Source organism: Bradyrhizobium sp. 195 (assembly GCF_023101665.1).
Lineage (GTDB): Bacteria > Pseudomonadota > Alphaproteobacteria > Rhizobiales > Xanthobacteraceae > Bradyrhizobium.
The window spans coordinates 4,082,635-4,104,664 of sequence record NZ_CP082161.1 but is presented as its reverse complement, the minus strand read 5'-3'; the positions used below and the strand labels follow the sequence as shown (position 1 = coordinate 4,104,664).

The 22,030-nt window shown below is 64.7% G+C and carries 23 protein-coding genes; 8 read left to right on the top strand and 15 right to left on the bottom strand.

Annotation, left to right across the window (positions count from 1 at the left end; translation table 11 throughout):
- The 8 genes from IVB26_RS18805 to IVB26_RS18770 form a co-directional block, all read right to left on the bottom strand.
- Positions 1-888 carry a YicC/YloC family endoribonuclease gene (locus tag IVB26_RS18805; RefSeq protein WP_247973001.1) on the bottom strand — a complete coding sequence of 296 codons (888 nt, stop codon included), beginning with the start codon at positions 886-888 and terminating at the stop codon, positions 1-3.
- A 115-nt stretch (positions 889-1,003) separates the two neighbouring features.
- Entirely contained in the window at positions 1,004-2,284 is a 1,281-nt protein-coding gene (gene mltG / locus IVB26_RS18800; protein WP_247973000.1) for an endolytic transglycosylase MltG, read from the bottom strand.
- Between the two features lie 125 nt (positions 2,285-2,409).
- Entirely contained in the window at positions 2,410-3,675 is a 1,266-nt protein-coding gene (fabF, locus tag IVB26_RS18795) for a beta-ketoacyl-ACP synthase II (protein WP_247972999.1), read from the bottom strand.
- 108 nt (positions 3,676-3,783) lie between these two features.
- Positions 3,784-4,023 (bottom strand): acyl carrier protein, encoded by a 240-nt coding sequence (locus tag IVB26_RS18790; protein ID WP_008130699.1) that lies wholly within the window; start codon positions 4,021-4,023, stop codon positions 3,784-3,786.
- 313 nt (positions 4,024-4,336) lie between these two features.
- Positions 4,337-5,074 carry a 3-oxoacyl-[acyl-carrier-protein] reductase gene (fabG, locus tag IVB26_RS18785; protein ID WP_247972998.1) on the bottom strand — a complete coding sequence of 246 codons (738 nt, stop codon included), beginning with the start codon at positions 5,072-5,074 and terminating at the stop codon, positions 4,337-4,339.
- 15 nt (positions 5,075-5,089) lie between these two features.
- Positions 5,090-6,049 (bottom strand): ACP S-malonyltransferase, encoded by a 960-nt coding sequence (gene fabD / locus IVB26_RS18780; protein WP_247972997.1) that lies wholly within the window; start codon positions 6,047-6,049, stop codon positions 5,090-5,092.
- 175 nt (positions 6,050-6,224) lie between these two features.
- A complete protein-coding gene (locus IVB26_RS18775; RefSeq protein WP_247972996.1) occupies positions 6,225-7,250 on the bottom strand; it encodes a fatty acid desaturase family protein in 1,026 nt (341 codons plus the stop codon).
- Positions 7,251-7,253: 3 nt separating this feature from the next.
- A complete protein-coding gene (locus tag IVB26_RS18770; protein WP_247972995.1) occupies positions 7,254-7,871 on the bottom strand; it encodes a TetR/AcrR family transcriptional regulator C-terminal domain-containing protein in 618 nt (205 codons plus the stop codon).
- Positions 7,872-8,298: 427 nt separating this feature from the next.
- On the opposite strand from IVB26_RS18770, the gene rpsF reads away from it, so the two are divergent.
- The 4 genes from rpsF (at position 8,299) to rplI (ending at position 10,807) form a co-directional block, all read left to right on the top strand.
- Positions 8,299-8,802 (top strand): 30S ribosomal protein S6, encoded by a 504-nt coding sequence (gene rpsF / locus IVB26_RS18765; protein WP_212086282.1) that lies wholly within the window; start codon positions 8,299-8,301, stop codon positions 8,800-8,802.
- 5 nt (positions 8,803-8,807) lie between these two features.
- A complete protein-coding gene (gene rpsR, locus IVB26_RS18760; protein ID WP_007592020.1) occupies positions 8,808-9,047 on the top strand; it encodes a 30S ribosomal protein S18 in 240 nt (79 codons plus the stop codon).
- A 132-nt stretch (positions 9,048-9,179) separates the two neighbouring features.
- A complete protein-coding gene (locus IVB26_RS18755; protein ID WP_247972994.1) occupies positions 9,180-10,157 on the top strand; it encodes a YybS family protein in 978 nt (325 codons plus the stop codon).
- A 50-nt stretch (positions 10,158-10,207) separates the two neighbouring features.
- Positions 10,208-10,807, top strand: coding sequence for a 50S ribosomal protein L9 (gene rplI / locus IVB26_RS18750; protein ID WP_247972993.1), 600 nt, complete (start codon positions 10,208-10,210; stop codon positions 10,805-10,807).
- 37 nt (positions 10,808-10,844) lie between these two features.
- On the opposite strand, the gene IVB26_RS18745 is transcribed toward rplI, so the two are convergent.
- The 3 genes from IVB26_RS18745 to IVB26_RS18735 form a co-directional block, all read right to left on the bottom strand.
- Positions 10,845-11,312, bottom strand: coding sequence for a PaaI family thioesterase (locus IVB26_RS18745; protein WP_247972992.1), 468 nt, complete (start codon positions 11,310-11,312; stop codon positions 10,845-10,847).
- An 11-nt stretch (positions 11,313-11,323) separates the two neighbouring features.
- On the bottom strand, positions 11,324-11,920 hold the full coding sequence (locus IVB26_RS18740; RefSeq protein ID WP_247972991.1) for a TetR/AcrR family transcriptional regulator: 597 nt from the start codon (positions 11,918-11,920) through the stop codon (positions 11,324-11,326).
- A 106-nt stretch (positions 11,921-12,026) separates the two neighbouring features.
- The gene (locus IVB26_RS18735; RefSeq protein WP_247972990.1) at positions 12,027-13,004 is read right to left on the bottom strand and encodes a hypothetical protein; all 978 of its coding nucleotides are present in this window, start codon (positions 13,002-13,004) and stop codon (positions 12,027-12,029) included.
- 275 nt (positions 13,005-13,279) lie between these two features.
- On the opposite strand from IVB26_RS18735, the gene IVB26_RS18730 reads away from it, so the two are divergent.
- The 3 genes from IVB26_RS18730 (at position 13,280) to alr (ending at position 18,124) form a co-directional block, all read left to right on the top strand.
- Positions 13,280-14,530, top strand: a complete 1,251-nt coding sequence (locus tag IVB26_RS18730; protein WP_247972989.1) for an SAM-dependent methyltransferase — start codon at positions 13,280-13,282, stop codon at positions 14,528-14,530.
- 761 nt (positions 14,531-15,291) lie between these two features.
- On the top strand, positions 15,292-16,800 hold the full coding sequence (locus tag IVB26_RS18725; RefSeq protein WP_246930409.1) for a replicative DNA helicase: 1,509 nt from the start codon (positions 15,292-15,294) through the stop codon (positions 16,798-16,800).
- Positions 16,801-16,846: 46 nt separating this feature from the next.
- Complete coding sequence (gene alr / locus IVB26_RS18720) at positions 16,847-18,124, top strand: alanine racemase (RefSeq protein ID WP_247973207.1); 1,278 nt, start codon at positions 16,847-16,849, stop codon at positions 18,122-18,124.
- Positions 18,125-18,214: 90 nt separating this feature from the next.
- Here the strand turns inward: alr and IVB26_RS18715 are convergent, their stop codons facing one another.
- Positions 18,215-18,436: a cysteine rich repeat-containing protein gene (locus IVB26_RS18715; protein WP_247972988.1), complete on the bottom strand. Its 222-nt coding sequence runs from the start codon at positions 18,434-18,436 to the stop codon at positions 18,215-18,217.
- 40 nt (positions 18,437-18,476) lie between these two features.
- Here IVB26_RS18715 and IVB26_RS18710 point away from each other — a divergent pair, with 40 nt between their 5' ends.
- Complete coding sequence (locus tag IVB26_RS18710; RefSeq protein WP_247972987.1) at positions 18,477-19,247, top strand: exodeoxyribonuclease III; 771 nt, start codon at positions 18,477-18,479, stop codon at positions 19,245-19,247.
- Positions 19,248-19,360: 113 nt separating this feature from the next.
- Here the strand turns inward: IVB26_RS18710 and IVB26_RS18705 are convergent, their stop codons facing one another.
- The 3 genes from IVB26_RS18705 to IVB26_RS18695 all read right to left on the bottom strand — a co-directional run bounded on the left by IVB26_RS18705 (position 19,361) and on the right by IVB26_RS18695 (position 21,615).
- Positions 19,361-20,179, bottom strand: coding sequence for a DUF4886 domain-containing protein (locus IVB26_RS18705; protein ID WP_247972986.1), 819 nt, complete (start codon positions 20,177-20,179; stop codon positions 19,361-19,363).
- 89 nt (positions 20,180-20,268) lie between these two features.
- Positions 20,269-20,637, bottom strand: coding sequence for a GFA family protein (locus tag IVB26_RS18700; RefSeq protein WP_247972985.1), 369 nt, complete (start codon positions 20,635-20,637; stop codon positions 20,269-20,271).
- Positions 20,638-20,838: 201 nt separating this feature from the next.
- Complete coding sequence (locus IVB26_RS18695; protein ID WP_247972984.1) at positions 20,839-21,615, bottom strand: potassium channel family protein; 777 nt, start codon at positions 21,613-21,615, stop codon at positions 20,839-20,841.
- Positions 21,616-22,030 lie beyond the last annotated feature (415 nt).

The following is a 22,030-nucleotide window of genomic DNA, read 5'->3' as shown; positions in this document are numbered from 1 at the left end:
TCACTCCAGATTCTGGACCTGCTCGCGGAACTGCTCGACCACGTTCTTCATGGCGAGCCCGGTATTGGTCAGCTCGATGTCGTTCGACTTCGAGCAGCAGGTGTTGACCTCGCGGTGAAATTCCTGCGCCAGGAAGTCGAGCTTGCGGCCGATCGGGCCGCCCTTGCCGATCAGCTCGCGCGCCTGCGCGATGTGCGAGGCGATGCGGTCGAGCTCCTCGCGGATGTCGGCCCTGGTGGCGATCAGGATCGCCTCCTGCATCAGGCGGTCGGAATCGAAACGGTCCGAGCTGTCGAGCAGGCTCGCGATCTGCTCGGCGAGCCTGGCCTTGATCGCCTCCGGCTTGCGGCCGGGCGAAGCTTCCGCCTTTTTCGCCAGCTGTTCGACCTCGTCCACCCGCTGGATCAGGATCTGTCCCAGCGAAGTGCCCTCGCGCTTGCGCATCGCGACGAGCTCGTCGAGGGCCTTGTCGAAGGCCTCGGCGGCAGCGGCACGGGCCGCCTTGTCCTCCTCCTCGTCGCCCTCGGGCTCGGCGACCTCGACGACGCCCTTGATGGCGAGCAGGCCGTCGATGCTCGGGGCCACCGCATCGACCTTGCCGGCGATCACCGAGGCTGCTTTCAGGACGGCGTTGAGCACGTCCTCGTTGACGCGAACCGTGGCGGCGGCATTGGCGCGCTTGACGGTGAGATTGGCGTAGACGGTGCCGCGCGACAAAAGCTCAGCGGCGCGCTTTTTGGCGTGGGCCTCGAGCTCGTCGAACCCCTGTGGCAGCCGCACCCGGAGGTCAAAGCCCTTGGCGTTGACCGACTTCAATTCCCATTCGAACGTGTACGGCCCGCTAGCGCCGTGGCTTCGGGCAAAGCCGGTCATGGACGACAGCGCCATCAGGTCAAATTCTCCAGGAACACAGGATTCGCGAGGCATCAAGCCACGCGAATCTTAAGACTATTTTGCAGGAAAGTGGAATCCGCAAAGTCCCGCAAGCAGGTCTGCAACGCGCCTAGCGCTGGACCACTGGCGGCGAAGGTTGCACCGCGCCCTGCCGCGCCGGCGCGGGATTGGCTGGGTTGGCAGGCCGTGACGGTTGCTTTTTCTGCTGGTTGGGCCGGGCCGGCGTCGTCGCTGTCGGCGTATCGGCAGGCCCGGGCGCGGCGGCAGCGGGCGGCGGCGCATCCTCGGCCGGCTCCACCGTGTCATTCTGGATCTGCTTTTCCATCGCGCGCAGCTTGGCGACGTTCTTCTGATGCGCGTCGTAAGTCTCGGTGAAGGCATGCCCGCCGGTGCCGTCGGCGACGAAATAGAGGTCGCGGGTGCGGGCTGGATTGGCGGCGGCCTCCAGCGAAGCGCGACCCGGATTGGAGATCGGGCCCGGCGGCAGGCCCTCGATCACATAGGTATTGTACGGCGAAGGCTGCGTGATCTCGCTGCGCTTGATCGGCCGGCCCAGCGTGCCCTTGCCGCCGACGAGACCATAGATGATGGTGGGATCGGACTGCAGCTTGATGCGCTGCTTCAGGCGGTTGACGAACACCGCGGCAACGCGGCTGCGCTCGTCGGGCTTGCCGGTCTCTTTTTCGACGATCGAGGCGAGCGTCACCAGCTGCTCCGGCGTCTTGACCGGAATGTCCTGATTGCGGCGCTCCCAGATCTCGGCGAGCACGCGCTTGTGCGCCTGCTGCATGCGCTGGACCACCTGATCGCGCGGGGTGCCGCGCGGGAACTTGTAGGTCTCCGGGAGCAGCGTGCCCTCGCGCGGCAACTCGCGGACGCTGCCGGTGAAGATGTCGTTGTCGGACAGGCGCGCCACGATCTGCTCGGAGGTCAGGCCCTCCGGAATCGTGACCGCATGCTGCACCACCTTGCCCTCGACGATGGTGGCGATGACGTCGCGCAAGGATGCGTTCTTCTGGAACGAATACTCACCCGGCTTGAGGTCCGAGCTCGCCTTCAAGGCGGCGACGCTGGCGATGAACACCCAGGGATTGATGTCGGTGACGCCTTCCCGGTTCAGCGTCTCGGCGATGTCACGCTTGCCTGCGCGCTGCGGGATGTTGACGATCTTGTCGTCCTTCAGCGGTCCGGGCGCCTCGAGCACCTGCCGGCCGTAATAATACACGCCGCCGGCGCCGAGCATGGCAATCAGCAGAAGGGTGATGATGGCGTTGCCGACGACCACGAAAGGATTGCGCGCACGCTCCGATCGCCTCGGCGGCGGCGGGAGTTGGTCGGGCTCGAGCGCTGCCCGCGGACTCCGGGGCGAAATGGGCGGCCTTTCACTCATCGAAACAACCTGAATCCTGCCGGTTCAATCGCGACCTGACAATCGCTTGCCCTGCCAAACGCACGCGCCCACTTCTATGACTATCGCCGAATACGGCAAAACGGTGGATTTGTCTCAAACGCAAACTAACTGGTCAAACGCCGGACGATCACCGACGCATTGGTACCGCCAAAACCAAACGAGTTCGACAGGGCGACATTGACCTCACGCTTCTTCGCCGTATGCGGCACGAGATCAATCGCAGTCTCCACCGACGGATTGTCGAGGTTGATCGTCGGCGGCACGACATTATCGCGAATCGCGAGAATGGCGAAGATCGCTTCGATCGCACCGGCGGCGCCGAGGAGATGCCCTGTCGACGACTTGGTCGAGGACATCGCAACCCTGGAGGCGGCATTGCCGAGCAGACGCTCGACCGCACCGAGCTCGATCTCGTCGCCGAGTGGCGTCGAGGTGCCGTGCGCGTTGATGTAGTCGAGATCGGACGCCGTGAGGCCTGCGCGCTTGAGCGCCGCCGACATGCTGCGGAAGCCGCCATCGCCATCGGGCGACGGCGAGGTGATGTGGTAGGCATCGCCCGACAGGCCGTAGCCGATCACCTCGGCATAGATCTTCGCGCCACGGCGCCTGGCATGCTCGAGCTCTTCCAGCACCAGGACGCCGGCGCCCTCGCCCATCACGAAGCCATCACGGTCCTTGTCGTAGGGCCGAGAGGCCTTTTCCGGGGTCTCGTTGAAACCGGTCGAGAGCGCGCGCGCGGCGTTGAAGCCGGCAATGCCGATCCGGCTGATCGGCGACTCGGCGCCGCCTGCGACCATGACGTCGGCATCGCCCAGCGCGATCAGGCGCGCGGCATCGCCGACGGCGTGTGCGCCGGTCGAGCAGGCCGTGACCACCGAATGGTTCGGCCCCTTCAGCCCATGCGCGATCGAGACGTAGCCGGAGGCGAGATTGATCAGGCGGCCCGGAATGAAGAACGGCGACACCCGGCGCGGTCCGCGCTCCTTCAAGAGGATCGCGGTGTCAGCGATGCCGCTGAGGCCGCCGATGCCGGATCCGATCATGGTTCCGGTCGCGCACTTGTCCTCTTCGGTTTCGGGGTGCCAGTTGGCGTCGTCGAGCGCCTGGCCGGCCGCGGCCATGCCGAAGATGATGAAGTCGTCGACCTTGCGCTGGTCCTTCGGCTCCATCCACTTGTCGGGATTGAAGGTGTCGTTGGTGCCGTCGCCGCGCACGACGGTGCAGGCGTATTTTGTCTGAAGATCGGAGACATCGAAGCTCTCGATCCGGCGCGCGCCGCTTTCGCCGTTGAGGATGCGTTTCCAGGTCGGTTCGACGCCGCAGCCGAGCGGCGACACCATGCCGAGACCAGTGACGACAACCCGCCTCATATCCGAAAACTCCGCATCGAAAGACTCACGGCCAATAACAAGAAACCGGCTGACCGCTGGGAAGCGGCCCGTCCGGTTTCAATGTTGTCCCCGCGAAAATGAAGAGCCTTAGCTCTTCGCGTTCTTCTCGAGAAACTTCGTGGCGTCGCCGACGGTAAGAATCGTTTCCGCAGCGTCGTCCGGAATCTCGCAACCGAATTCCTCTTCGAACGCCATCACCAGTTCGACGGTGTCCAGACTGTCGGCGCCGAGGTCGTCGATGAAGCTCGCGGCGTCGACAACCTTCTCGGGCTCAACACCAAGGTGTTCGACCACGATCTTCTTAACCCGTTCGCCAATGTCACTCATTGCTTAACCTCGTGTTGTTCCCTGTAGACCCGACCCCCCGGGACGATACGAGCCGTCGTGGTCGTGTTACTTGCCTTCGCTTACGAACTTTAGATTGGCCCCATCCTAACCGATACAGGGCCCGGCGAACGACGGCCAAGGCTCCGCATCGCCAATATACAGGGTTTCAAAAACCTGCAATGGCGTTCTTTGCCCATCCGTTGAGCGTCCGGTTATCATACTTCAATTGCCTTGACTACAAGCCTCATTTCGCTCCGGAAACGGCCGTTTGCCGCATCCCGCACCGCCGCTGTGGGCAGTGCGGGACGAAGCATCAGATCATGGCCATGCCGCCATTGACATGGATGGTTTGCCCGGTGACGTACGCCGCTTCGTTCGAACTCAGGTAGACGGCGGCCGCTGCGATGTCCTCGGGCGTGCCCAGGCGGTTGGCCGGAACCTTGGTGAGAATCGTTTCGCGCTGCTTGTCGTTGAGCGCGTCGGTCATTGGCGTCTTGATGAAGCCGGGTGCGATGCAGTTCGCAGTGACGCCGCGCTTGGCGTATTCGGCACCCAGCGTCTTGATCATGCCGATCAGGCCGGCTTTCGACGCCGTGTAGTTGCCTTGCCCGGGATTGCCGGTGACGCCGACCACCGAGGTGATGGCGATGATGCGGCCGAAGCGCTTGCGCATCATCAATTTGGTGGCGGCGCGTGCCAGGCGGAAGGTCGCGGTCAGATTGACGTTGATGACCTCCTCCCAATCCTCGTCACGCAGCTGCACGAAGAGATTGTCGCGGGTGATGCCGGCGTTGGCGACGAGGATGTCGACCTGGCCCATCGCCGCTTCCGCAGCCGGCACCAGCGCCTCGACCTCGTCGGCCTTGGAGAGATTGCAGGGCAACACGTGAGCGCGCTCGCCGAGCTTGCCGGCAAGCTCATCCAGCACCTCCTTGCGCGTTCCTGAAATCGCGACGGTGGCGCCCTGGGCGTGCAGCGCCTGCGCAATCGCGCCGCCGATGCCGCCGGTCGCGCCGGTGACGAGCGCCTTTTTGCCAGTCAGATCGAACATCGGTAACAAACTCCTCTAGGCCTGCTTCGCAGCGGCCAATGCATCCTTGGCGGCGGCAATATCGTTGGGACCGCCGACCGCGACGCCGACGGCACCGTCCGCAATGCGCTTGACGAGACCCGTCAGGACCTTGCCGGCGCCGATCTCGAAGAAACGGGTAACGCCCTGCCCTGCCATATAGGCAACCGACTCGCGCCAGCGCACGGTGCCGGTGACCTGCTCGACCAGGCGACGGCGGATCTCGTCGGGATCGGTGATGGCGCTCGCCAGCACGTTCGACACCAGCGGCGCGGCCGGCGCCTTGATCGTGACCTTCGACAGCGCCTCCGCCATGGCATCCGCGGCCGGCTGCATCAGTCTGCAATGGAACGGGGCGGACACGGGCAGCAGCATCGCGCGCTTGGCGCCCTTGGTCTTAGCGATCTCGACGGCGCGATCGACCGCGGCCTTGTCGCCTGAGACGACCACCTGTCCGCCGCCATTGTCGTTGGCGGCTTGGCAGACCTGCCCCTGGGCCGCTTCATTGGCGACCTCCATGGCGGCCTCATAGTCGAGACCAAGCAGCGCGGCCATCGCGCCCGCGCCCACCGGGACCGCCTTTTGCATTGCGAGACCGCGGATGCGAAGCAGACGGGCGGTATCCGAAATCGTCAGGCTGCCGGCCGCAGCCAGCGCCGAATATTCGCCGAGCGAGTGGCCGGCGACGAAGGCCGCGTCTCGTCCCACGGAAAATCCAGCCTCAGCCTCCAGAACGCGCAGGGTGGCGACAGACACCGCCATCAGGGCCGGCTGGGCGTTTTCGGTGAGCTGGAGGGTTTCGGCCGGACCATCCCAGATGGTCGTCGTCAGCTTCTCCCCAAGCGCGGCATCGACCTCGTCGAACACGGCGCGCGCCGCCGGAAAGGCCTCGGCCAGGGCCTTGCCCATGCCGACCGCCTGGGAACCCTGCCCCGGAAATGTGAATGCTGCCGTCATCGGCGCTCCCCTGGATCGCTCGAGCAGTTGTCTTCGAGAACCCGGCAGCCAACTACGTCCGGCCCGAGCCTTGGTTCCCGATCATGCTCCAAAGGGGGCCGTAGACACTGTCCGGGGCCGGAATGTCAAGCCAAGATGGCAGCTTCGGCAAGCATTCAACCGGAGATGCCGCTTGCTAGAATCCGCCGGCCGTCTGGTTGGCGTCGACCTCCGCCCCTGCCTGCGCGCGGCGCGCGCTATTGACCAGTTGCCCCGGACGGTCATCGCGGTTCGGCTTCGCAGTCGCAAGCCGCAGCACCGCGGCGTAGCCCGGCTGCACCTCCATGCGGCCCGCGTGCCGGCTCGCGCTCAGCAGGCGATGGACCTTCGGCAGATTGTAGCAGGGCACGTAGAACAAGAGATGATGCTCGAGGTGGTAGTTCACGTAGTAAGGCGCGATGAACAGCCGCTCCAGAAAATTGGCGCGGGTGGTGCGGGTGTTGCGCAAGGGATCGCTGCTGTCGGGCACCACGGCGTGCTCGGCGATGTTGCGGATCCGGGTGATGACCATCATCCAGGTCAGCAGCGGCACCAGCCATAGCAGCGGATAGGCCCACCACACGCCGGCGGCCGCAAGCGCGGCGAACATCACGGCATTGACGATGCATTGCGGACCCAGCTTGTCCCGGAAATGCGCCAGGCGCTGGCGCCACGGCCAGTCCTTCGAGCCGAGCGCGTTGAGCAGCTGCGCCTTGCGCTGCTGGTAGCCGGTCTGTCCGGTGATGTCGCGAATGAACTTGCGGCGGTAGCTCAGCTTCGTAATCGGAAACGGCGCCGACAGCACGAGATCGGGATCGTCCTCCTGCTGCGTGCGCGCATGGTGCTGAAGGTGGTAACGCCGGTAGCTGCGCGTCTCCGCGAACAGCGGATAAGCACAAAACCACTGGCTCAGCGTCAGATTGGTTTTTTCATCGGCGGACAGGCAGCCATGGGCACCGTCATGCATCAGGATCGAAAGGCCCAGCTGGCGCGAGCCGATGATGGCAACGGCCAGGATATAGGTGATCGGATTGGGCCACCACGCGACCAAGGCGATCGCGCCAATGATTAGCGCCCAGGCATGGGCGATCAACGCGACGCCCTTCCACGTCACGCGCTCGCGCACGTCGGCGAGTTGATCGTCGGTCAGGAAATCGCGGGCACGCATGCGTAGCGCGGTCATGGCCTAACCCTCCTCATTCGAATTGTTTGATGCCTCGCCGTCCTCGACGAGACGCAGGCGCGCGGCATCGCCCGTGGATTTCGCCTGCTCGCCGAGCACGCGAAGCATCTCGGCGCAGAGCGCCTCGGGCGAGCGGCCCATCGCATAGCCTTCGAGAATGACGCCGATGGCGACGGCCCAGAACCGCCGCGAGCTTTCGTCGGGCGCGCGCAGCGAGCGCCAGCCGTGCCGCGCCACCTGGCTCGCATAGGCGCGCGCGCCTTCGCCGTGCAGACGCTCGATCGTGCGCTCGACGAGCGGTGCAAGATCCTGGCGACGCCGCGTCAATGTCAGCGCTTCGGCGAAGAAGGCGACTGAATCGCTCGCCGTCACCGTCTGTGCCAGCGCCTGCGTGTAGTCCCACGGCGTGCGCGCCTTCAAGGCCGCCCGCTCGGTGGCACGCGCCAGATACAGCAGCTCGCGGCAGGCGCATTCGACGAACAGCGCCTCCTTGGTGCGGAAGTAATAGGTGATCTGGCTCGGGAACGCGTCCGCGGCGGCGGCGATGTCGGTGATCGCCGTGCCAGACAGCCCCCGCTCCCGAAATAGCGGGCTCGCAGCATCCAGCAGCAGCGAGCGCATCTTGCGACCGGCCGATCGTGTGGCTCGCGCGGCGTGCTTGGGGTCGCCTGCCGACGCCTCAAACGGAGCCTGGACCGATCACCCGTCATCAGCACCTCCCGACCAGTTATTTGTATGACATACAAACAAATAGGTCAAGCTGGTACGGGAGGACGGGCTCGGCCGCCCCATACCGGCATCGTCGGGCCGAAAACGGGGCGCTCCAACCTTGCCAAGTCAGCCAAAATCCGTATAAGGCGCGCATCCGCAGACCCCGGCCGGGAGCTGAACGGACGGTCTCAGCAAATCATTCGTGATTTTGGTGTGGCAGGGCCAGTCGGCCCGTCGTCCCGTGTTTCCGCCTTCTGAGCTTAATCCCAGAGTCCTTTCCGAAGGCCTCTTAAGGGCTTGACGCCGGGCGATGCGCCAACATGAGGAAAGGACCACCATGGCTCTTTATGAGCATGTTTTTCTCGCGCGTCAGGACGCGAGCACGCAGCAGGTCGAAGAGCTGACTGCGCAGATGACCGGCATCGTCGAGGGTCTCGGCGGCAAGGTCACCAAGACCGAGAATTGGGGCGTGCGCTCCCTCACCTACCGCATGAACAAGAACCGCAAGGCGCACTTCGTGCTGCTCAACATCGACGCGCCGTCCGCGGCGATCGCCGAGATCGAGCGCCAGGAGCGCATCAGCGAAGACGTGATCCGCTATCTCAGCGTCCGCGTCGAGGAGCTCGAGGAAGGCCCGTCCGCGATGATGCGCAAGGCCGACCGTGATCGCGAGCGTGACGATCGTGGCGGCGGCTTCCGCGGCGAGCGTGAAGGTGGCTTCCGTGGCGACCGCGAGGGCGGTTTCCGTGGTGGCGATCGCGACGGTGGTGGCTTCCGCGGCGACCGCGGCCCGCGCCGTCCGCGCGAAGAAGCTGAAACCACGACGACGGATGGGGAGTAAGAACAATGGCTGAAGCTGGTGCACGCCGCCCGTTTTTCCGTCGTCGCAAGAGCTGCCCGTTCACGGGCGCCAATGCTCCGAAGATCGACTACAAGGACTCCAAGCTGCTGATGCGTTACGTCTCCGAGCGCGGCAAGATCGTGCCGAGCCGCATCACGGCGGTGTCCGCGAAGAAGCAGCGTGAGCTCGCCCGCGCCATCAAGCGCGCGCGGTTCCTGGGCCTGTTGCCCTACGTCATTCGCTAACACGACCAATTCGACCGGCGGCCCTTGAGCCGCCGGTCGCGACTTTTTCGAACTCATAAGGCTTCCGGGTCGTCCGGTTGCCGATGGTTGGGGCGAGATGCCTCTAACCGCTCGAAGGGAGCGGGACAGCTGATGATGGCCTTTGTGCTGATAGCCCTGATCGCCGGCGCTGCGTCGGCCCTGATGTTCGCCTCGATCATTTCGGGCGCGCTGATCTCGCTCGTCCTGTTCTATCTTGCACCGCTGCCGCTGATGGTCGCCGCGATCGGCTGGGGACCGCTATGCGCGAGCCTCGGCGGCATCGCTGCTGCGATCGGCCTCGGCGCCCTGTTCGGCCTGCCCTATTGCATCGCCTTCGCCGTCACCGTCGCGCTGCCGGCGTGGTGGCTCGGCCATCTCGTCCTGCTCAGCCGGCCGACGGAACATGACGCGCCAGGCCCCGCCACCGAACCGCCCGCCGAGGCTCCGCTGGAATGGTATCCGGTCGGCCGCATCCTGTTGTGGCTCGCCGGCTTCGCCACGCTGACCACGATCGCAGCCCTGCTCACGCTCGGGACCGACGCCGAGACCATCCTCGGCACGCTGCGGCGCGGCCTGATGCGCCTCCTCCGGGCCACCGACCCGCAAAGCTCCGGCGAAGCCGGTCAGCTCGTCGACGCGCTGGTGCGCATCGCACCGGCCGGGGCCACCATCATCGCGATGATGACGCTGACCCTCAACCTCTGGCTCAGCGCCAAGATCACCGCGACGTCGGGCCGGCTGCGGCGTCCGTGGCCGGACATGATGACGGCGGAGCTGCCGCCGATGACGCTGGTCGCGCTCTGCATCGCGCTCGCCTTCTGCTTCACCGGCGGGCTGCTCGCGATCGTCGCGCAGATCACCGCGGCCGCGCTGATGATGGGTTATGCGCTGACCGGCTTTGCCGTGCTGCATACGCTCACCCTGGCGCTGAAGAGCCGCACGTTCTGGCTCGGCTCCACCTACGCCGTCGTGGTCGTGTTCGGATGGCCTGTGATCGCGATGGTGATCCTCGGCCTTGCGGATGCCGTGTTCGGCTTCCGCGAGCGTTTCCTGCGCAGCCGGCAGCCGCCGCCACTGCCGACCCCTTAAGTCAACCACCGGAACTGAAACCTACAAACCACTTCAAAAGGAGAACGAATATGGAAGTCATTTTGCTGGAACGCGTCAACAAGCTCGGCCAGATGGGCGAAGTCGTGAAGGTTCGCGACGGCTATGCCCGCAATTTCCTGCTCAAGCGCGGCAAGGCATTGCGCGCCACCGCCGACAACCGTTCCAAGTATGACGGCATGAAGGCCGAGCTCGAGGCCCGCAACCTCCAGGCCAAGGGCGAGGCGTCCAAGGTCGCCGAGAAGATCGAAGGCAAGAACATCATCGTGATCCGCCAGGCCTCCGAAGCCGGCCAGCTGTTCGGCTCGGTCACGGTGCGCGACATCGTCATGGCGTTCGAGGCCGACGGCGTCCACCTCGACCGTCCGCAGGTGCAGCTCGACGCGCCGATCAAGACCATCGGCAAGCACACGGTCACGGTTGCCGTTCACCCCGAGGTCGAAGTCGAGATCACCGTCACGGTCGCGCGCAGCCAGGACGAGGCCGAGCGCATCAACCGCGGCGAGGACATCTCGACCCGCAACGAGGACCGCGACGCGGCCGCCGAGGCGATCGCCGCTGCCGGCGAGTTCTTCGATCCGGAAGCCGAGCACGACGAAGCCGAGCCGGCGCCGGCCGCGGAAGAGAAGTAAGCCTCGCATTCGCGCGAGACAGCGAAGCCCGGCTGCCTCAGGCGGCCGGGCTTTTCGTTTTCACGGCGACGTCCTCGCTCAACATCGCGATCGAGGCCAGCGCCGTTGCCGTGTGCTTCTCGACACCGTCGCTGACGCAGAACACGTCGGCCGCAACCACCGATACCTGACGGCCCGGCTTGATCACCCTGGCACGGCAGATCAGTTTCTCGCCGACCGCAGGCGACAACAGATTGAGCTTGTATTCCGCCGTCAGCGCCGGCTGGCCGCGCGAGGTGGCGGCTGCGATCGTGGTGGCGTTGTCGACCAGGAAGGCGGTCACGCCGCCGTGGAAGAAGCCGTGCTGCTGCAGCAACTCCGGCCGGCGATCCACGGCAATCGTGCAGGTGCCGCGCGACAATTCCGAGAGCTCGGCGCCGACCAGGTTCATGAAGCCCTGCCGACCGACATTGGCTTGGATGTGCTCGGCAAGGGCTGCGAATTCGGGATCTGCTTCGGCGCGCATGCAGTCTCTCCTTATTGCTTGTTGATGCGATCGGGTGGCCGTAGCGCACGGATGGCGCAGGCGATCAGCGTGTCGGCCTCGCTGCGCGGATCGGTGCGGTCGCGTCCCGACAGGAAGGCGCGGCAGAAAATCTGAGCCGGGCCGATCAGCTGGCTGACGAACATCACCGGTTTCATCCGCAAGAGTTCGCCGCTTGCAACCAGTGGCGCACGCCAGCGCTCGATACCCTCGGCAAGGCGCGCATTCTGCGCGCGCTGGGCGTCGCGCAAATCCTCGCCCCACTCGCTCCGGGAAATCTCGAAGAGATAGCGCGCCTCGCGCCGGCTGGTCACGACCCAGTCGAGATGCGCCCAGATCAGGCGATCGATGCCCTGCTCTGCATCGGGCACCGGATCGAGCGCCGCGAGCACCGCGGCGTGATAGTGCTGCAAGACCTCCAGGAACAGCGCACCGGCGAGCTCTTTCTTCGAGCCGAAGGCATGAAAGAAACTGCCATTGGAGGCGCGCGCCCGGGTGCGGATCGCGGCGACTGTCGCAGCCTCGAAGCCGACGCGGTCGAACACGATCAGCCCGGCTGCCAACAGGTCGTCTCGCACGCTCGCCGTCATCGACACCTCCTAGAGCACAACTCTAGAGTAATACTCTAATCGTGGTCGCACAAGGCGGGGGCCGCGATGAACGCGGCCCCCGCTGATCGATCAAAAAATAGCTGGCTTAGCGCGAGATCGGCGGTGCCGGCGGACCGGACGACCCAGCTGGCGCTGCGGGCGGGGCCGCAGCGGTCGCGGGCGGCGCCGGCTCCTGTGGTTTGGCCGCCGGTTCGGAGCTGGCCGCAGGCGCAGCCGGCTTCGGAGCAGCCTCCTCCGCCGGCGTGGGAGCGGCCGGCTCGGCAGACTTCGCGGCGGCTGGGGCCGCCGGTGTCACCGGCGGGACCGGATCGGACCGCAGTGCCGGAGCTTCGCTGCCGCGGGGCTCGACCTTGGCGCTGTCCGGCTTGGCCTCAACCGGCTTCTCGGGCGCCTTGCCGCTGTCGGGCTTGGCCTCATCGCGGCCGGACTCGACCTTGGCCGCGTCGGGCTTTGGCTCGCTCTTCTTCTCTTCAGTGGCTGGCGCGGCGGCGTCGACCTTCGGCGCCTCCTCGGTCCCGGGCTTGCCGCGGCGCTTGCCTTTGCGACCCTCGGGCGATGCCTGTCCCTCGGGCTTGGCGCCGTCCTTCGCTCCGTCCTCGGCCGGCCGCGCTGCACGCTTCTGGCGCGCGCCCTCGGCCGCGGGAGCAGCCTCGCCGTCCGGCCTGGCGGCGTCCTGGGCGCGCGGGCGGCGGCCCTGATGCTCGCCCGCCTGTCCCGGAGCGGTGTTCGCTTCCTTCTCCCTGGCGCCGTCCTTCTTGTCCTTGCCGTCCTTGGCCTGGTAGCGCGTGTCGGTGGCCCCGTTGGAGACGAGATAGGAGGCGAGGATCCCAGCCATGTCCGAGCTCGTGGTGTAGTGCTGGCGCAGGAAGCCCGGCAGCGAACCCGGCGCAACGGACTTCAGAAGTCCGCGCGGGCTCTTGTGGCAGACATTGCAGGTCTGCGTGAAAAGCTGAGACGGGGACTTGCCGGCCTCGAGGTTGGTCGCCTGCGCAAAAACGGTATCGGCCGCGCCGAAGCCGATCAGAAGCAATACCGTCGCGAGGCTGAGCGCTCGGCTCGACATTCCCATCATCTCCATGAATTCCGAGGGGTGCAGCCGGCCTCCGGCGCGGCGGCGGGTCACCTTTTATCCGATTGAGCCGCGAATGGAAGCAGCCACCACGCGCAAGGATGTGATTAAGCGCTTTTCGAATATCGGCTGTGAACTCAGCGCAATAGCGCAACAGCCCCACCCTCCCCAGATTGAATGCAAACGCATAGGAACCGCTGCGGCGCCTGGGCGTCAGATATGAAGGCCAGGTTGTCGCATCTTTCGGGTTCGCTCGAGAGGAAATGTCGATGGACCGTTTATTGCGCAGATTCCTGTCTCAATTCATCCGCCGCGGGTCGATGACGGTGACCGGCGCAAGCGGGGTGAAATTCGCCGTCGGCGACGGGTCTGGCGTTCCGGTCGCGGTGCGCTTCGTTACCGCGGACGCCGAGCGGAAGATCCTCGTCAATCCCGAGCTCGGGCTTGGCGAGGCCTATATGGACGGCGAGTTCGTGGTCGAGCGCGGCACCATGGCTGATGCCCTCGCGATCCTGCTCGATCAACCCGACCTGTTGCCGCAATGGGCAAAACCCTGGTGGCATCTGCGCTATCTGACGCGGCATCTCAAGCAGTTCAATCCGCGCTCGCGCTCCCGCGACAACGTCGCGCATCACTACGATCTCGACGCCCGGCTCTATTCGCTCTTCCTGGACGCCGACAAGCAGTACAGCTGCGCCTATTTCGAGACGCCCAAGAGCACGCTCGACGACGCCCAGCTCGCGAAGAAACGGCACATTGCCGCCAAGCTGCTCATCAAGCCCGGCCAGCGCGTGCTCGACATCGGCTCGGGCTGGGGCGGGCTCGGGCTCTATCTCGCCGAGATGGCCCGCGCCGACGTCACCGGCATCACGCTCTCGACCGAACAATTGCAGATCGCCAATGCACGCGCCTCCGAAAAGGGCTTGACCGGCTCGGCCAGATTTCTGCTGCAAGACTATCGCGACATCGCCGGCCCGTTCGACCGCATCGTCTCGGTCGGCATGTTCGAGCATGTCGGTGCCCGCTTCTACGACACCTACTTCCAGCGCTGCGCGGAGCTCCTGAGCGAGGACGGCGTCATGCTGCTGCATTCGATCGGCCGTTCGCAGGGCCCGGACTCGACCAATCCCTGGATCGCCAAATACATCTTCCCCGGCGGCTACATCCCCGCTTTGTCGGAGGTGCTGCCGGCGATCGAGCGCGCGGGCCTGCTGGTCTGCGACATCGAGATCCTGCGCCTGCACTATGCCGCGACGCTGAAAGCCTGGCGGGAACGTTTCATGGCGCGACGCGAGGAGGCCGTGGAGCTCTACGACGAGCGTTTCGCCTTGATGTGGGAATTTTATCTCGCGGCCTGCGAGATGACGTTCCGCAAGCAGAACATGATGAACTTCCAGATCCAGCTCACCCGCCGCCAGGGCGTGGTGCCGGCGACCCGCGACTACATGCCGCGTGAGGAAGCCCGGCTGCGGGCTCGCGAAGGCACGATCAGGCCGAGACTGAAAATGGCTGGTGAATAGGTCCTAGTGACGCAGGGTCGAAATCTGGGAGGACCGGAAAAGCGCCGTTAACGCCAATTGCGCCCGCAGTTCGACCAGGATTTCGGGGGCGACAGGCTCGCGACGCACTTCGGGCCGCTCGGCGTGCTCCATGGCCGCGATCAACCCCGACAGCCAAAGCCGGCTAGCTACCTCGCTTCGCCCAATCTGGTGCTGCCGTTCTGGCCGCATCGCTTGCCTCGTTCCCTATTGGTGGACCGCGGGAGACAATTCCCTGCCCGTCCACCTGTTCCGGTCATACCCCCGAAAGAATCCGGGAAGATGTGATCCACTTCACATAAGTCTGGTCGGCCCTGGCTTAGACCGTCGCCATGAGCAAAGAGACCCAAACCTCATTCGACGTGCAGGACGACCTCCGCACCCATTACGCCCTGATCGTTACCGGCGTCGGGGCAGCTCTGGTTGCGCTGGTCTACCTTCTGCTGGTTTGAACCCGAGCCGAAAGCTCCCAGTGTGCGTCAATTCGCGCGCTCTCGGGTACGTCTGCGCGCCAATCCATTAGGTTCATTGTTTCAGGATTTTTCCATGGCACGGTCGCGGCTGCTTCCGGGCCGACCGGTTCCGCGAAAATCCGTCAAGCGCGGCGCGTGCTGCGACTGCTAATCATCCACCACTTTAACTGAGCGGTTGATAGCGGTCAGCTTTAGCTTTCGCTTTGCACCGAGGCGGCGCTTTATCCCGGCCCCGCGTCCGCCCAAGAAAATTGCTAAGCACGTCTGACCATGGTCCTGACTGATTCGAACGTTCTCAAACTCGCGCCCGACGCAGGAACTCCCGCGTATCGGAGCGCTCCGCACAATATCGAAGCGGAACAGAGCCTTCTGGGCGCGATCCTGGTCAACAACGACGCCTTCTACCGCGTCTCCGACTTCCTGGAGGCGAAGCATTTCTTCGAGCCGCTGCACCAGACGATCTTCGAGACCGCCGGCAGCCTGATCCGGATGGGCAAGATCGCGACGCCCGTCACGCTGAAGACGTTCCTACCCGCCGATACCGATGTCGGCGGCATGACCATCGGGCAATATCTTGCACGGCTCGCCGCCGAGGCGACCACCATCATCAACGCCCAGGACTACGGCCGCACGGTCTACGACCTGTCGCTGAGGCGCGACCTGATCGGCATCGGCGAGGACATGGTCAATGTCGCCTATGACGCACCGGTCGATTTCCAGCCGCGGGCGCAGATCGAGGACGCCGAGCGCAAGCTTTACGAGCTCGCCGAATCCGGCCGCTATGACGGTGGCTTCCAGAAATTCTCGCAGGCACTGGCGGTCGCGGTCGATCTCGCGGCAAAAGCGTTCCAGCGCGACGGCAAGCTGTCCGGCATCTCGACGGGCATGCGCGACCTCGACACCAAGATGGGTGGCCTGCAGCACTCCGACCTCATCATCGTCGCGGGCCGTCCCGGCATGGGCAAGACCTCGCTGGCGACCAACATCGCCTACAATGTCGCCCAGGCCTATGTGCCGGAGCTCCAGGCCGACGGCACCACGAAGGCCGCCAATGGCGGCGTGATCGGCTTCTTCTCCTGCGAAATGTCGGCCGACCAGCTCGCCACGCGTATCGTGGCCGAGCGCACCGGTGTTCCCTCCTCCCACATCCGCCGCGGCGGCATCTCGGAGGCCGATTTCGAGAAGATCCGGGAGGTCTCGATCGAGCTGCAGTCGCTGCCCTTCTACGTGGACGCCACCGGCGGCCTGTCGATCGCGCAGCTGATGGCGCGGGCGCGCCGGCTGAAGCGCCAGAAGGGCCTCGACCTGCTCGTGATCGACTACATCCAGCTGCTCTCGGGCTCGGGCAAGCGCAGCGATAATCGTGTGCAGGAAATCACCGAGATCACGACCAGCCTGAAGGCGCTGGCCAAGGAGCTCAACGTTCCCGTCATCGCGCTGTCGCAGCTCTCGCGTCAGGTCGAATCGCGTGACGACAAGCGGCCGCAGCTCTCGGATCTGCGTGAATCCGGATCGATCGAGCAGGACGCCGACGTCGTGCTGTTCGTCTACCGCGAGGAATATTACCTCGCCATGAAGGAGCCGCGCCCCGGCACGCCCGAGCACGAGAAGTGGCAGCTCGACATGAGTCTTGCGCACGGAAAAGCCGAGGTCATCATCGGCAAGCAGCGCCACGGACCGACCGGCACCGTCGATTTGGCGTTCGAGGCCTCGGTCACGCGGTTCGGCGACCTCGCGCCTGACAGTCAGGTTCCGGCTCGCAGCGGGAACGACTACTGAGTTCCTTGAACCAGAACGGCCTCTTGCGTAAAACGGCGCCATGACAATGGCGTCCGACCCGAAAACCATCTCGCAATCCGGCCTTCTCTCCGCGGAGGCCAACCAGGCTGCCGCGCTCGCAGCCTTCGGCGGCGTGCTGACAGTCGATCTCGACGCCATCATCGCCAATTGGCGCAAGCTCGAGAAGACGGCGGTGCCGGCCGAATGCTCGGCGGTGATCAAGGCCGACGCCTATGGCTGCGGCGCCGCCGAGGTCGCGCGTGCGCTGAGCAAGGCCGGCTGCAAGACCTTTTTCGTCGCCACCATCGAGGAGGCGCGCAAGGTGCGCGCGGCCGTCCCGGAGCCAACGATCTATGTGCTCGGCGGCTATTTCCAGAACACCGGCGAGCACTACGCCAAGATCAATTGCCGTCCGGTGATCGGCGACCTCAACGAGCTCGCCGAGTGGGACGTGTTCTGCCGTCGCACCGGCTGGAACGGCGGCGCGGCGGTTCACATCGACACCGGCATGAACCGGCTCGGCCTCACGCTCTCCGAAGCGCAGGCCATCATCCCCCGCATCAACGCCGGCGATCACGGCATCACGCTGGTCATGAGCCATCTGGTCTCGGCCGAGCAGCTCAACAGCCCGGTGAACGCCAAGCAGCTCGCTTCCTTCCGCGCTATCGCCAGCGAATTCTCCGGCGTGCCGGCGGCGCTCGCCAATTCCTCCGGCATCTTCCTCGGCGCGCCGTTCCAGTTCGACCTGGTACGGCCGGGGGCTGCGCTCTACGGCGTCAACCCGACGCCGGAGGCCGACAATCCGATGCAGCCGGTGGTCGATCTCAAGGCGCGCATCGTGCAGATCCGCACCATCGAGCGCGGCGAGAGCGTCGGCTATGGCGGCACCTGGACCGCGCGGCGGCCGACGAAACTGGCGATCATCGCAGCCGGCTATGCCGACGGCTATTTCCGCGCCGCCAGCTCCAATGACGGCACCCGCGGCGCCGAGGTCATCGTCGCCGGCAGGCGCTGCCCGGTCGCGGGCCGCGTCTCGATGGATCTCATCGCGATCGACATCACCGATCTACCGCCGAATGCGGCCCGGCGCGGCCATATGGTGACGCTGCTCGGCGAAGGCATCACCGTCGACGAGCTCGCGCATCATTTCGGCACCATCGGCTACGAGGTGCTGACCAGCCTCGGCCACCGCTATGCCCGGCTCTACAAGGGCGGCAATGTGGAGGAGCCGTTGGTCAAGCCGGCAGCCGCGACCGGAGCCGAGCAGCCTCCCTCACCGCCGCCGGTCGAGCAGCCGGCGGCCCCGCCGCCGCTGCCGGGCTAGTCCCGACTCTCTTGCCCCGGACGCAGCGCAATGCGCCGCGCTTCGCGGCGTAGGGCGCTGCGGCTTGTCCGGGACACGAGGCTGGGCGGCTTATTTCTTCTTCCTGCTGTCCAGCGCCGTCTTGCAGGTCGCGCTGAGCTGGTCGCGCTTGTCGTTGAGGCAGGCAATGATCTTGCCGCCGCCCGGCGCGATGCCGGCGCAGAATTTGTCGTAGTCTGCCTTGCACGCACCGCGCGGGTCGGACGATTGTGCCGACGCGAGCCCGGAGAACGCGACAGCGACGACGATAGCGGCAAAGTTCAACTTGGACATTGTATCTCCGGGTACGGAAGGCAGGAGCCGGTAGCTCTACATGAAGATCGCGACATTCAACATCAACAACATCAACCGCCGCCTGCCCAATCTCTTGGCATGGCTGCGCGCGGCGAAGCCCGATGTCGTCGCGCTTCAGGAATTGAAGGCAAGTGATGGCGAATTTCCGGCAGCCGCGATCGAAAAGGCCGGCTATGGCGCGGTGTGGTGTGGACAGAAGACCTGGAACGGGGTCGCCATCCTCGCCCGCAAGGCCGAGCCCGTTCTCACCCGCGACCGCTTGCCTGGACGGGCCGGCGATCACGAAGCCCGCTACATCGAGGCCGCCGTGCGCGGCGTCATCGTGACCAGCATCTATCTGCCCAACGGCAATCCGCAGCCGGGACCGAAATTCGACTACAAGCTCGATTGGTTCGCGCGGCTCAGGCGCCACGCGAAGAGCTTCATCAAGCAGGATCTGCCAGTGGTGCTCGCCGGTGACTACAACGTCGCGCCGACGCCGATCGACATCTATCCGACGCGCTCATGGGACAAGGATGCGCTGATCCAGCCGAAGAGCCGCGCGGCCTTTGCCTCACTGGTCGAACAAGGCTGGTGCGATGCGATCCGCGAGCTGCATCCGGCGCAGCGCATCTACACCTTCTGGGACTACAAGCGAAACCGCTGGCCGCGCGATGCGGGCCTGCGGCTCGATCATCTCCTGCTCAGCCCTGCCCTTGCCCCGCGCCTCGTCAAGGCCGGTGTCGACAGACACGCTCGCGGCGAAGAAGGTGCCAGCGATCACGCGCCGGCGTGGGTGGTGTTGAAATAAACGTGGTGCCGTAGGGTGGATTAGCCGAACGCGTAATCCTCCACTTCTCTTTCCGCGATGACCAAAGTTGGTGGATTACGCTGCGCTAATCCACCCTACGAGATCGCGCCGGATCACCGCCCGTAATACTCCTGCACCGTATCCCACGCCGCATTCTGCAGCAGCTGCGTCGTCCCTGCGTCCAACCCGATGATGGCGTAGGCATTGTCGACCGGCGAACGGCCCGTCAGCGCGGCGAACGTCACGCATGCCGCGAGATACGTGCCCGCCGGACTCGGATGTCGCTTGTCCGGCGCGTAGAGATTGAGCTCCGGCTGGAGCTTGCGCACGCGCGCGAAGGCAAGGCCCGCTGGAATGACCAGCGCATCATTGGCGTTGCCGGCGACCGTATAAGCTTCGGCCAGTTGCTCCGTCATCTCTGGCTTGTCGGCATAGGCCCAGGACATAAAAAACACCGGCCGCATGCCGTGGGCGCCGACGATCTCGCTGTCTTTTTTGGCGAAGGTCGTGAACGCGTCCTTCAATTGCGGATGGATCGGACATTGGCTGCAATCCATCATCACGACGGCGTCGTACTGCCGGCCAGGCTTGTTGAAGATGACGTTGTTCTGCTCGTCGAAGGAATAGGCGCCGAGGCCGCCCGGCCGCAGCAGATTGTCCATGTCGTGCCAATCGAGGCCGGAGCCACCGATGGTCACCATGGTGTTGCGATACACCGCCTTGTTGGCGGGATCGGCAGCCCGCTCCATGAAGGTGAGATGCCCGGGCATGCCGTTGTTGAAGTAAAAGAAGCTGTTGCCGACGAACAGCGCGGCCTTGGGGAAATCCGGTCCGAGCGAAGTCACCTTCGGCTTCGTCTGCGCCTGGACATTGAAGCACGCCGCAACGGCCAGACACATTGCAAGCATCACTCGCGCAAAGAGACGCATCATGGCATCCTCCCCCTTTTCCAGGGCAGGAACCAAATCAGCTTTTCAAAATAGCCTCAAGAGCGCGAACGTGCAGCAGACATGCGCCTGGCTCACCACAGATTCCTGCCGTCGATGACGGTGACCGGAACGGCCTCCAGATCGAAATCGTCGAACAGGCGCGCATTCACGGCGACCTTGGGATTGTCGAAGTCGGGCTTGCCGGTCGACCAGTCCGGCGATTCCGAATAGGTGCCGCAGCCGCAATTCGCGCAGAAATGATGTTTGACGGTGCGGCTGCCCCAGAGATAGGTCGCGACGTTGTCCGCGGGCGACAGCAGGCGGAACTGCGCCGGCGTGTAATAGGCCCACAGCGCGCCGCGCTTGCCGCAGAGCGTACAGGTGCAGCGCGTCACGCTGGAAGGCGCCTCCGTCACCTCGAACACCGTCTCACCGCAATGACAGCTTGCCTCGATCGGCATGACCTACTCCCCGTTTGTCAGGGGATGGTCGTAGCCGGCCCCTGCTGCCAACATGCTGTCAGTAGCGGTGAGCATCGACAAGAATCGTGAAAACAACCCCATGCACAGTAGGCGCCCCCTGTTCGATCAATGACTTACAGGTCCCCCGAACTTCCGATCCTCATGGAAGAGGTTCGCCGCCCTCGGGAGCAGCGAGAGCCTTCAGGTCGCCCCTTCATCGGGAATGTTGAGAACGGTGCCACAGGCCTTGCAATGCACGGCGTCGGCATCGTGCCTCTGGAGCCCGCATGTGGGACACGGAAATCGCACCTTGTTGGGGCTGAGGAGTGCGCGGGCGAGATTGAAGAACAATGTGACGCCGAAAATCATGATCACGACGGTGATGAGACGACCAAGCGTGCCCGGCAAGGTGATGTCACCAAACCCGGTCGTCGTCAGTGCCGTAACGGTGAAATACAGGGCGTCGGCGTAGTTATGGATCTGATCGTTGCGAAACTTCTGGGTCTCGTAAACGATCCCGGTCATGACGAATATGAAAACGGCGAGGTTCGTGACGGCGAAGATGACCTCTTCGTTGCGACGAAAGAACGGAGAATCGATGCGGAGCCTCACCAGCATCTGATAGTCGCGAAGCAGCCCCAACGTTCGCAGGATCCGGAGAAAGCCGCCCGCCTCGCCGGCTAGCGGTGCCAGGAAGGACACGATCGCAACCATGTCGGCCCACGTTGCGGGTTGAGTAAATTTTCGAAACGGATGCCGATCGACGAGGAGCCGTGCCGAGAAATCAGCAAGCAACGTTACGCCGAACAAGACATCGAGCGTCTCAACGATCTCGCTGGGCTGCAGGAAGGATGTGGCGATGATGAACAGCACCGTCACGATATCGAAGGCGAGCAGAGCGTAGCGGAAGCGGACGCCGCTCGGCGTTGCGCCCTCGTAAAGGCGGCGGACGTTGCTTCTGAGAGACGTGAGGGTCACTGAATCATGATCGCGGTTTGCATGGATGATTGCAACTCGGACAGCGCGCAAGATCGGACCAAGTCCTGTCACCCTCTGGCTGAAATGGGAACGCAGAACACGACGCGGCGTTCAGCTATCTTTTGAGGGCTAAATGCTCAAAAGCTGGCCGCGCAATATCGCGCGCACCAAACATGGAAGATCGGCGTCGTGTCGAGAATGAACGTCTTCGGCGAATAAATGCTGCCGAGATCGATTTGGAGATTCGAGCTCGCCAACCAGTTTGCCGCGAGCGCCTCGATGCCGCCGCCGACAACTCAGTCGCGATCATGCCGATAGCTCCTCGCAGAGCTGAGCGGAGGTGCGGACTGGTGATGTCGGTCGATGCGGCCATAGTGCACCGCCACCGGTGGTCCAGGGCGGGACCTGCGGCGTA

Excerpts from the sequence above, each read along its gene's own strand:
- IVB26_RS18805 (WP_247973001.1), bottom strand. The coding sequence starts at position 888 with ATGGCGCTGTCGTCCATGACCGGCTTTGCCCGAAGCCACGGCGCTAGC.
- mltG (WP_247973000.1), bottom strand. The coding sequence starts at position 2,284 with ATGAGTGAAAGGCCGCCCATTTCGCCCCGGAGTCCGCGGGCAGCGCTC.
- fabF (WP_247972999.1), bottom strand. The coding sequence starts at position 3,675 with ATGAGGCGGGTTGTCGTCACTGGTCTCGGCATGGTGTCGCCGCTCGGC.
- IVB26_RS18790 (WP_008130699.1), bottom strand. The coding sequence starts at position 4,023 with ATGAGTGACATTGGCGAACGGGTTAAGAAGATCGTGGTCGAACACCTT.
- fabG (WP_247972998.1), bottom strand. The coding sequence starts at position 5,074 with ATGTTCGATCTGACTGGCAAAAAGGCGCTCGTCACCGGCGCGACCGGC.
- fabD (WP_247972997.1), bottom strand. The coding sequence starts at position 6,049 with ATGACGGCAGCATTCACATTTCCGGGGCAGGGTTCCCAGGCGGTCGGC.
- IVB26_RS18775 (WP_247972996.1), bottom strand. The coding sequence starts at position 7,250 with ATGACCGCGCTACGCATGCGTGCCCGCGATTTCCTGACCGACGATCAA.
- IVB26_RS18770 (WP_247972995.1), bottom strand. The coding sequence starts at position 7,871 with ATGCGCTCGCTGCTGCTGGATGCTGCGAGCCCGCTATTTCGGGAGCGG.
- rpsF (WP_212086282.1), top strand. The coding sequence starts at position 8,299 with ATGGCTCTTTATGAGCATGTTTTTCTCGCGCGTCAGGACGCGAGCACG.
- rpsR (WP_007592020.1), top strand. The coding sequence starts at position 8,808 with ATGGCTGAAGCTGGTGCACGCCGCCCGTTTTTCCGTCGTCGCAAGAGC.
- IVB26_RS18755 (WP_247972994.1), top strand. The coding sequence starts at position 9,180 with ATGATGGCCTTTGTGCTGATAGCCCTGATCGCCGGCGCTGCGTCGGCC.
- rplI (WP_247972993.1), top strand. The coding sequence starts at position 10,208 with ATGGAAGTCATTTTGCTGGAACGCGTCAACAAGCTCGGCCAGATGGGC.
- IVB26_RS18745 (WP_247972992.1), bottom strand. The coding sequence starts at position 11,312 with ATGCGCGCCGAAGCAGATCCCGAATTCGCAGCCCTTGCCGAGCACATC.
- IVB26_RS18740 (WP_247972991.1), bottom strand. The coding sequence starts at position 11,920 with ATGACGGCGAGCGTGCGAGACGACCTGTTGGCAGCCGGGCTGATCGTG.
- IVB26_RS18735 (WP_247972990.1), bottom strand. The coding sequence starts at position 13,004 with ATGTCGAGCCGAGCGCTCAGCCTCGCGACGGTATTGCTTCTGATCGGC.
- IVB26_RS18730 (WP_247972989.1), top strand. The coding sequence starts at position 13,280 with ATGGACCGTTTATTGCGCAGATTCCTGTCTCAATTCATCCGCCGCGGG.
- IVB26_RS18725 (WP_246930409.1), top strand. The coding sequence starts at position 15,292 with ATGGTCCTGACTGATTCGAACGTTCTCAAACTCGCGCCCGACGCAGGA.
- alr (WP_247973207.1), top strand. The coding sequence starts at position 16,847 with ATGGCGTCCGACCCGAAAACCATCTCGCAATCCGGCCTTCTCTCCGCG.
- IVB26_RS18715 (WP_247972988.1), bottom strand. The coding sequence starts at position 18,436 with ATGTCCAAGTTGAACTTTGCCGCTATCGTCGTCGCTGTCGCGTTCTCC.
- IVB26_RS18710 (WP_247972987.1), top strand. The coding sequence starts at position 18,477 with ATGAAGATCGCGACATTCAACATCAACAACATCAACCGCCGCCTGCCC.
- IVB26_RS18705 (WP_247972986.1), bottom strand. The coding sequence starts at position 20,179 with ATGATGCGTCTCTTTGCGCGAGTGATGCTTGCAATGTGTCTGGCCGTT.
- IVB26_RS18700 (WP_247972985.1), bottom strand. The coding sequence starts at position 20,637 with ATGCCGATCGAGGCAAGCTGTCATTGCGGTGAGACGGTGTTCGAGGTG.